This is a genomic window from Bradyrhizobium sp. CCBAU 11357, assembly GCF_028128865.1.
Classification (GTDB): domain Bacteria; phylum Pseudomonadota; class Alphaproteobacteria; order Rhizobiales; family Xanthobacteraceae; genus Bradyrhizobium.
This window is the reverse complement of sequence record NZ_LBJW01000094.1, coordinates 113,352-122,383: the sequence shown is the minus strand read 5'-3', so window position 1 is coordinate 122,383 and position 9,032 is coordinate 113,352. Positions and strand designations below refer to the sequence as shown.

The 9,032-nt window shown below is 58.4% G+C and carries 8 protein-coding genes; all 8 read left to right on the top strand.

Annotated features, from left to right (window positions below; genetic code table 11):
- The first annotated feature begins 903 nt into the window (after positions 1–903).
- The 8 genes from XI05_RS14155 (at position 904) to XI05_RS14120 (ending at position 8,863) form a co-directional block, all read left to right on the top strand.
- On the top strand, positions 904–1,401 hold the full coding sequence (locus XI05_RS14155) for a tyrosine-type recombinase/integrase (protein ID WP_271502467.1): 498 nt from the start codon (positions 904–906) through the stop codon (positions 1,399–1,401).
- A gap of 16 nt (positions 1,402–1,417) precedes the next feature.
- On the top strand, positions 1,418–2,269 hold the full coding sequence (locus XI05_RS14150) for a hypothetical protein (RefSeq protein WP_271502465.1): 852 nt from the start codon (positions 1,418–1,420) through the stop codon (positions 2,267–2,269).
- A gap of 555 nt (positions 2,270–2,824) precedes the next feature.
- A complete protein-coding gene (locus XI05_RS14145; protein WP_271502463.1) occupies positions 2,825–3,022 on the top strand; it encodes a hypothetical protein in 198 nt (65 codons plus the stop codon).
- Positions 3,023–3,075: 53 nt separating this feature from the next.
- Positions 3,076–4,140: a hypothetical protein gene (locus XI05_RS14140; RefSeq protein ID WP_271502461.1), complete on the top strand. Its 1,065-nt coding sequence runs from the start codon at positions 3,076–3,078 to the stop codon at positions 4,138–4,140.
- A gap of 17 nt (positions 4,141–4,157) precedes the next feature.
- Complete coding sequence (locus XI05_RS14135; RefSeq protein WP_271502459.1) at positions 4,158–4,358, top strand: hypothetical protein; 201 nt, start codon at positions 4,158–4,160, stop codon at positions 4,356–4,358.
- Complete coding sequence (locus XI05_RS14130) at positions 4,358–6,856, top strand: AAA family ATPase (RefSeq protein ID WP_271502458.1); 2,499 nt, start codon at positions 4,358–4,360, stop codon at positions 6,854–6,856. The genes XI05_RS14135 and XI05_RS14130 overlap by 1 nt, the downstream gene beginning before the upstream one ends.
- A 263-nt stretch (positions 6,857–7,119) precedes the next feature.
- The gene (locus tag XI05_RS14125; protein WP_271502457.1) at positions 7,120–7,851 is read left to right on the top strand and encodes an XRE family transcriptional regulator; all 732 of its coding nucleotides are present in this window, start codon (positions 7,120–7,122) and stop codon (positions 7,849–7,851) included.
- A 622-nt stretch (positions 7,852–8,473) separates the two neighbouring features.
- A complete protein-coding gene (locus XI05_RS14120) occupies positions 8,474–8,863 on the top strand; it encodes a hypothetical protein (protein ID WP_271502456.1) in 390 nt (129 codons plus the stop codon).
- Positions 8,864–9,032: the final 169 nt, after the last annotated feature.

Here is a 9,032-nt window from a genome sequence, read left to right as displayed (position 1 = left end):
GAGCGGTCACGTCCTCGCCGAAAGCGATCCTCCCAGCCCACGCGCACCAGAGTCTAGCGGGCCAAGGATCGTCGTGACCGCATTTCATTTTTTCAGGCTGAATCATGTTCGACGAAAAATCAGCGCGCCGAGGCAGCACATTGCCGCCCTCGTTGCCGCCGCGAGGCTTGTCGCGCGTTCAAGCCGCAGAATGGGCAGGGGTTAGCCCCTCCACCTTCGACAAAATGGTGGCTGACGGCCGAATGCCCCGCCCGAAAAGGATCGGCGGACGTGTGATTTGGGACCTGAAACAGCTTGACTGCGCTTTTACCGCACTCGACGATAGCGAGGAAAACGAATGGGACAGGGACCTTCGCTGAGCATGCGTGTGGCGCTTAAGTATATCTGCGAGGATGTTGACCGGCATAGCAACGTCCGCTGCTACGTTCGCGTCCCTGGAAAGCGCAAGGTGCGCATTCGTGCGCTGCCGGGCACCCCCGAATTCATGGAAGAATATCAGGCGGCGATTGCGACGGCCGCCGAGGCGCCGCTGCGGCAGGCCGCGGAGGCCAAGAGGGGATCGTTCCGCCATCTCTGCATCCGCTACTATTCGAGCGCGGCTTACAAAGCGCTGGATGTCAGCACCCGCAATTGGCAGCGTCGCGCGCTGGACGAAATTGCGCAAGAACACGGGTCCAAGCAAGTAGCGACCATGCAAGCTCGCCACGTTCGCAGGTTACGCGACGCAAAAGCCGAAACGCCGGCGGCGGCAAGCCAGCGGCTGAAAGCGCTACGCGCGTTGTTTTCGTGGGCCAATGAAGCTGAGGAAACGACGGTGAATCCGACGGTCGGGGTGAAAAAAGACTCAAGTACCGTTCGGCGGGGCACCATACTTGGACCGATGAGGAAATTCAGCAATATTACATGCGGCACCCGCTCGGCACAAAGCCACGCCTTGCGCTTGATCTGCTTCGATACACGACCGGAAGGCGCGAAGATGCACCTCGACTCGGCCGACAACACGTCCGAGATGATCGGGTTCGTTTCCGTCAGGCAAAGAATGAGCACCGCAATCCGATCGATATCGACATCCCTTTGCATCCGGCTCTAGCCCAAAGCATCGCAGCGGCGGATGTTAGCTCAAACATGACTTTCTTGCTCACGGAGTACGGTAAGCCGTTCACGGCGAATGGGTTCGGCAACAAGTTCAAAGATTGGTGCCGCCAAGCGGACCTGCCGCACTGCTCGGCGCATGGTGTGCGCAAAGCTACATCAACCGCGCTTGCGGAGTCTGGCGCTACGCCGCACGAGATCATGGCAATCACGGGCCACCAAACGTTGGAAGAGGTGGAGCGGTACACTAAGGCGGCTAGCCGCAAGAAAACAGCCGATGCGGCCATGGCAAAATTGAACCGTCGGTAAAGGCGCAGTCGTTTTGGTGAAGACTCAGAAACAGCGTGGCGTTCAAGTCCTTCCGTCCGGCACGCAATTCATGCAGCCGTTGGATAAGGATGCGGTGCCGCGTCGAACGTTGAGGGCTACCCGATGGCGGGCTCTATTGAAGCCCGTGTGGGGACTCTTCATCAAGGGCCTGTACTCGCCGGTTGTGAACGCCGGCGCCTTTTTTGGCCTAATCACAAATCCCTTTTCGCTGTTCTTCGTTTCGGCGTTTCTCGGCGACAAGGGTCTGACAGCGCGAATTGGCACACTAGGCGCGACGGCGCTATCGACCGTGGCGGCACTGCCGATATGGGCAATCATCAACTTAGCCGTTGCACCTATTCGGGCTTTGATGGCCGAGAAGGAGTTGGGAAGCTGGAAGGGTGCTCGATTTGTATACCGCGAACCTCAACTCGTGCTCACCTATGAGTGGGCTCCGAGTGACAACGGCCAAGTGATAGCTATTCCCCTGCAAATCGATGCAGGTCTCTTGGTTGATTACAAGATCGAAATCGACGGCCCAGCAAACCGGATCAACTGCATTGTGCTTGGGGCCTATTACTTCCGTCCGTTGGACGAGGTGATGAAATCAGGAACGCGGTTCGATTTGCGCGGGCGTGTAGTCGTTAAGAAGGACGCCACCATTGGCCTTGTTTGCTATTCGCTTCCTGACACCCTGCCGGCGCTGGTACGCGTTTACGTTACGGCGTTTGAAAACGACCCGGGCGTGTTGATGGACTACACGGATTTGCGAACTCAAACGCGCTTCGTTCTCGCGCCGCCCGACGCTCCGGAACTAGCCGAGAACAGAGAATGTCCCACCGATAACGCGAGTGGGACAAAAGCATGAAAATTTGCTGTGAAATCAACGGCGAATTTGGAATATGGCGCTCCCTAGGGAAGCCTTATTTTCTATCAAGGTCAGAGGGTTGACAGTGCTCGGAGCGCGTTTCGTTTTCTTATGCTTCCTAATCTTTTCTGCGGCCTGTCTAGGGCGTAAAGGGCGCTTGCGGGGGTGGGTACGCACGAAAAAAAACTCTCGTGGCGAAAAGAAAAAAAAACGAACAACCGACGATCTTCTGCGGTCGTGGATCATTATACACTATATGAGTTCAGCGCACTGCACGCGGGGCTATTTAATTGACGGCTTCAAACGAGCCGTGGTTATGTAAGCCTACAGCAAAAGCTGCACGTTATCTCGCGCGGGCGAGCAGCCTCACCACCCCATCAGGGGTCAAAAGCAAGTGTGAAGGCCGAGAACACCGCGCAGCATTCCGAACGCGAAAACCGCATCGGACGGGCTAGACGCCAACCCACAAATCGAAGGCTGCATTTGCGGCCAATACCCACAACGGCTGCGTTTCGCGCTGAGAGCGCGTGCGCGCCCAACAATTGGAGTCTGCCTATGCCCGTGTTTTTCGACACCGATGACCTGAGAGCCCGTTTTGGAACCAACGGCAAGCCCACATCGAAAGGCTTCATCCACAATCTCGTCAAGGCGAACAAGCTGCCGCCGTCCGCGCTACTAGGCGGGAAGCGCGTTTGGCGTCGGGCCGATATCGAGGCGATGGAAGCTAAGCTTTTCGGCGCTTCGGCCGACTGAACCCACTCAGTCAACACACTGCGCCGCCGACGACAGGGCGGTAGAGACCACACATGTCCAGATTACTCGCAATCACTGACTCCGAGCGTGCTGCTGCGGAGGCCGAGGCCGACCGACTCACCGGCATCTCGGTGCTGGCCGAGAGCTTCGTTCACCCGAAGACGGGTAGGCGCGTCGAGCGTGAACTCCCGTGCGACCCGCTGTCCACAGAGGACGGCGCCGACGCGCCGCTCACCGCCATTGCCGACGCTCGTGGCGCCATTATTGGCTCTGCTGAAGAAACTGATGCGGAGCTATTTGGCCCGGAGCGGCACGTGCACCGCGTACAGCTCACCCAGCTCCGCGCACGCAGGCGGTTGATCGAAGCGGCGCTTCAGGCGTGTCCGTCTGCGGCATCTCGCCAGCACACGACGCGTGAATGCTTGAAGCGTTTGCCGCGAGCCTCAAAGCTTGAGCGGCCGATCCTCGCCGTATGGGCCGACGAGAACTTGCGAGCGGTTGGTTTCACCGACGCGCGCGAGCAGATCGCGAAGGCCGCAGGCATCAGCACAGAGCAGGCGCGCGTGCTCATCGCACGGGGCCGGGCCGAGCTGCAATCCGTACAACGTGAAATCGATAGGCGTGAGGTCGCTCAGTCGATCAGCCGTAAATCGAAGCCCGACTTGACCGAAATCGAAATCGGCTCGGTTCTGGACGGTCCTACAGCAGCGCACGCCATCGCCGCATGCGATCCGTCCACGCAGCACGCCTTGCTGCACGCTGTCGAAAGCCGGTTCATCAATGCGGGCATCGACGATGCCAACTCAGAAGCGAAAACTAGACGCATTCGGCCGCTGGCCCGTGGGGTATTGAGGGCGCTCGACGAACTGGGCCGCAACGACGAGATGAACCGAGATACCCTTGGTAGACTGGAGCCCGACCAGGCGCAACGGCTTGCGGCATTGTTGCTCGCGGCAAGAGCCGATGAAGTTGAAGGGCGCGTGGGGCAATCAAGAACAGAACTCACGGCGCTGCTCAAGGCGATCATGAACGGCGCCGCCAAGGCCGCCATCAAACCGCGTGAGCCGTCCAAGCTCCGCACCACAAGAACCAAGCGCCCGGCCAAAGCTGCGGCCTAAGAAAGGACTACCACAACATGGCGTTACCCAAACAGGGCATCGCGACTGCCACAATAAGAGGAAGCGACGGCCAAGATTTCACACTAGCCGTGCCCGCCGTGCTTCACGGCGAACGGCTACACATCAGCGCCGACCACCACTCGACCTTGCGCTTCGCTATGCATTCGGCTGGCGTCGAGAATGCCGAGCTTGAATTTTCCGAGATGGAAGTGGCCTGATGACTTCTGCAACAAAGAAGACCCGGCATCCTGACGACCTTCGCCAGTCGCATAACCTGAGCATTGGGCTGCGGTTGATAAATGCGGGCATTCCCGTTTTCGTTTCACTTAACAAGGCTTCTAGGATCAAGCGTTGGCAGCGTTTGGACACCGAGCTGCCGCGAAGCGAACTTGAGAAGGTGCGCAATGAGTACATCGCCGAAGGCAAAGCGCCGCTCAGCATCGTTGGCTCAACGCTTGACCCAAAGAAATGGGAGCGCATGCACCGTATCGCGCACCGCGACGGTACGGCAAGCATCTGCTGTGGACTTTCGAAGATCGTCGTCATCGACGCCGACAATAAGGACCGTGACGGGCCTGCGCTTTTGGCTGCCTATCTCGACCAACATGGCGGAACACCGGACGGCACGGTGATCTTGACCTCGCAGTCGGGCGCCAAGCACTATGTCTTTCGCGACCGGGAGGGGAAGTACCGGAATAGTGAGGGCGAAATTAATCGCAGGCTAGGCTGCAACGTACGTGGCGTTGCAGGCCAGATTGTCGCGCCCGGTTCCTGGCGCGCTGATGGAAAGCGCTATGGCACACCTGACGATTTGCGACGGTTTATCGAAGCGATCACACAGGACACTTTGCCTGAACTGCCGCAATGCCTGGCCGACCTTATCGGCGAAGCGTCCAGTGAAGTCGTCAGCGACAGCGACCCGCGCGTCAAGGCGGGCATCGCCGAACTGAAAGATGAATGGCCCAGCTTTGAAGAGGTCTTCGGGAATGGCCAGCCCCTCGACCTTGAACGGTTGAAGAGCGGGTCGGATAAGTTCCGCAGTCTGATGGAAGACCCGCGTTCGGATCGCTCGTCGAACCGGCTGTCAGCCGCTTCAGCTCTAAAAGGTGCATCGTCGCGCGCTACCGTGCGGGACTTCGCGGCTTTGTGCGCGGAGTACCCCGAGATATTCGGCGAGCTTGTCGACAAGGCAGAAGGGAGCGGCACATATGACCATCGCAATCTTGCGAAAGATTTCGTTACGGCGACTGCCGCGAACATGCCGCTGTCAGATGGCAGCGCCTTCGGCAACGTTGCGGAGGCGGAGCGCGAAGAAGCAAAAGCAGCGAGCGCGGTGCTTATTGAGCACCTTGAAAGCGCTATCGTCTCCGCCGACCTCGACGGCAACACCGCACTAGTCGAAGCTCTGGAAGCCGAACTTGAGAAGGCGAAGAAGGCCAGTAGCACGACGAATAACATCGCCAGCGAGGCCCATTGGTATGATAACACGATCAGTATTCCCGCTGATCTTGATATCAACAAGTTGCCGCCGCGCCCCTACTTGTACGCGAAGTATCTGATGCGCGGACACGTTACCTTGCTGTCCGCAGCGGGTGGAGTGGGTAAGTCAGCTTGGACCCTGGATGCTGCAATTGATCTAGCATGCGGTGTTGATCATCTCGGTGCCGGAGAATTCAAGTCCCGTAAGGTTCTCGTCTACAACGGAGAGGACGATAAAGACGAGATGCTAAGGCGTGTCGGCGCGCAGTTCCTGCATCATGAATTTTCGGCGGAGCTGCGCGCGATGGTGCGTGAGAACCTGACCATCATCAGCGGTGTTGAGTCTTCTATGCGCCTCGCCGAATATAAGGACGGGCGCGTTATGTTGAAAGAAAAGGCATTCGATAAGCTCGCCGAGATTATCGAATCCCGCGCAATTGACGTTGTGATTCTTGACCCGCTGGTCGCTCTGCATTCAATCCCCGAGAATGCCAACTCTGAGATGAATGTCATCATGACGCGATTCAAGAGCTTGGCAGCGCGGCGTTCGGTTGCGCTGATGATCGCGCACCATGACAAAAAGAACGTGGGGAGCAAAAGCCTCGAAGACGCGAGTCAGGATGATTCACGAGGCGCGGGAACGATCACCACCCCGACGAGAGTGGTTCTCAGTATGCGGCGGCTAACGCGGAAAGACGCTCAGGCTTGGAACGTGCCGCCTGAAGACGTGCCGCACGTGATTGCTCTGTCGGCTGGAAGCAAGTCCAACTACAGTGCGCGCGACGTGGTGCCGAGGCTCTTCCGTGCCCACTCGGTGCAGGCTGATAACGGGACGGATGAGTTTGCTCCTGACAGCACAGTTGCGCTTGCCGTTTACATGCCGCCGAAGCGGGAGGGGGCGAACGACGGGGTGGGCGATGAAGCGACCTTGGCTGTTTTGGCTGCCCTCGATGGCGATGAACCCGTGGGCGTTGATTCCCGCCATGGGCGCTGGCTGGGTCGGCTGCTCGCCGATGCGGTTGGGTGGGATGCGAGTCAGAAACACGTTCGCGACTCGGTTAAGGTCATCATCGACGATTGGAAGCGACGCGGTTGGATCACGGAAGCTGTATTAGAGGGGGGCGGCAAAGGTGCGGAGCGCCGCAAATCCGTGAAGGTGTTCAAGCGCGGCACGTCGCGGCCAGCGCCGCGCACGTTTGATTTCGGGCCGGTTGACGATGAGAGTGAAGAGGGGTGAGCCAGCGACCCGGAAGCTGATGCGGGACCGGGACTCACCAAGAAAACAGCGGCCTCCGTCTCGACGGTGGGCCGCGTGGCTTTCAGCCTCATAAGCCTCCCGAGCGAAGGCCCTTAAATTCATGGTAAGGGATTTGCGCCTAAGTCTAAATCTGTATTTGCACAACAGATGGATCGCTCGGATTACGGGTAGTTCCCACATCAATTTGTATACTTGAATTTGAACCAATCGTGCGTATAGTAATTCTACTATGGAGATGAAGGGTGGTCAAACCCTCGAAGCCAAAACGCCTAAAGAGCATCCATTTCCTTGGAACTAGCCGAAAGGATGTAAAGTCCCTTCCAAAGGGCGCAAGAGCCGTATTCGGCTTTGCATTCCTTCTAGCAGAGAACGGGATGAGGCACCCAGATGCGAAGCCCCTGACCGGGTTTGGGGGTGCGGGTGTTATAGAGGTCGTGGAGGACTTAGACGGAGATGCATACCGGGCCGTCTACACCGTCAAGTTTGGGGGCATGGTTTATGTTCTCCACGCCTTCAAAAAGAAGTCCAAGGTGGGATCGAAAACCCCTCCGCGCGACATGGAGATGATCGTTAAGCGGCTAAAGGAAGCTGAGGAGCACTACAAAAGAACTACGCGCCAAAAAAGAAGTCATGAGAGTCGAGGTGGAGAGATGGCGAAGAAAGCAAGAATAACACAGTGTAGCGGGAACATTTTTGCCGATTTGGGGATCGACCGGCCCGAAGAGCACTATGTGAAAGCTCATCTCGTAATTCTTATTACTAAGATGATCGAGGCTCAGGGCCTCACTCAGGCACAGGCGGCCACTGCAATGGGGCTGCGTCAACCTGATGTTTCCAAGCTGCTTAGAGGGCGGTTTGAGGGGGTTTCTCTCGAACGGCTTCTTAAGTGCGTGCGAGCGCTGGGGGCTGACGTCGAAATTAAGGTAAAACCAAGCAAGCCCAAGCACGAGGGCCGCATTTTAGTCGCGGCATGACTGTCAAAGCCCGGCCACCGCGCCGGGCTTTTTGCTGCGCGCCCACTTTCCCATATTTCCATGCCTTTTTGGGTCGGTCAGTCGTGCGAAATGACTGACCGACCAAAACACGACTGACCGACCCACTAGGTCTCTCGCGCGACTGACCGACCTGACCGACCGACAAGGCCAAATTCTCCAATGTTATCAATGGTCGGTCAGTCGTGCGACCGACCGACCTGACTGACCGACTTTCGGTCTGGTCGGTTAGTCGGTCAGTCGTCTCCCTCCCTTTAGGGAGACGCCTGACAGACCGACCGACTGCGCGACGCGACGACAGGATAGGCATTCCGAAGGCTGCGTTGCTGGGGGCTTACGTCTTAAAATCAATCCGGGGCGCTGCGGGCGGAACGGGCGCTGAGACCGACAAGCCTTGAAAACGGCAGGCGGTAGGCGAGAAGTCTATAAGTCTTAAAGACTTACAGGCGTTCAGCGGACTTAGTTTGGCGAGCCCGCCCTATGTGTATGGGGGCCGCGTTTGGGGGGCGCGGCTCCTTTTCACGGTGCGCGGCGCCCGGTCGATCAGATCAGCGGCGCCGCGCGGCCGAGCCTGTCAACCCCGCCCTCACACAGAGACTGCCCCATGACTAGACAACCCGACCCGGTCTTCGCTGGGCTGGCCGAAGGCTTGCGACCGCGCGCCGTCGCGCCCGAGCCTGAAACGATCACCCTAGACATCGACGCGATTCGCGCCGACGAACGCTTTCGCATCATTCAAGCTGTTGAAAGCCTGGCCGAGACCGCTGAGCATCAGCTCGCAGCGCAACTCCGAACGGCCAACGCAGCCGAACGACTCGCGAATTCCATCGAGACGCTTGTGGGGCTGTTCGCATCATGCGTCGGCCGTGGCTCCGCGAGCGGGCCCGGCCAGTGCTCTTCCGATCCTTGGACCAGCGAACCTGTCAACTATTTCAGGGCGTCCTCAACGGGCAACAGCTTCAAGCCAGATCGCGATGGGGACGACGATGAGTGACATAGCAGCATGGGTGCAGGCGGCTTTTGCCGCGAACGCGCCAGCGACCGCTTCGAGCGTGTTGCAGCTCGCAGCTACGGGCTTCGCGGTAATGGCTAACGCTCACGTCGAGCGCGTTCGCTCCGAAATGGAGCTTGAGCGCATCGTCGCGCCCAGAGCGCAGGCGAAG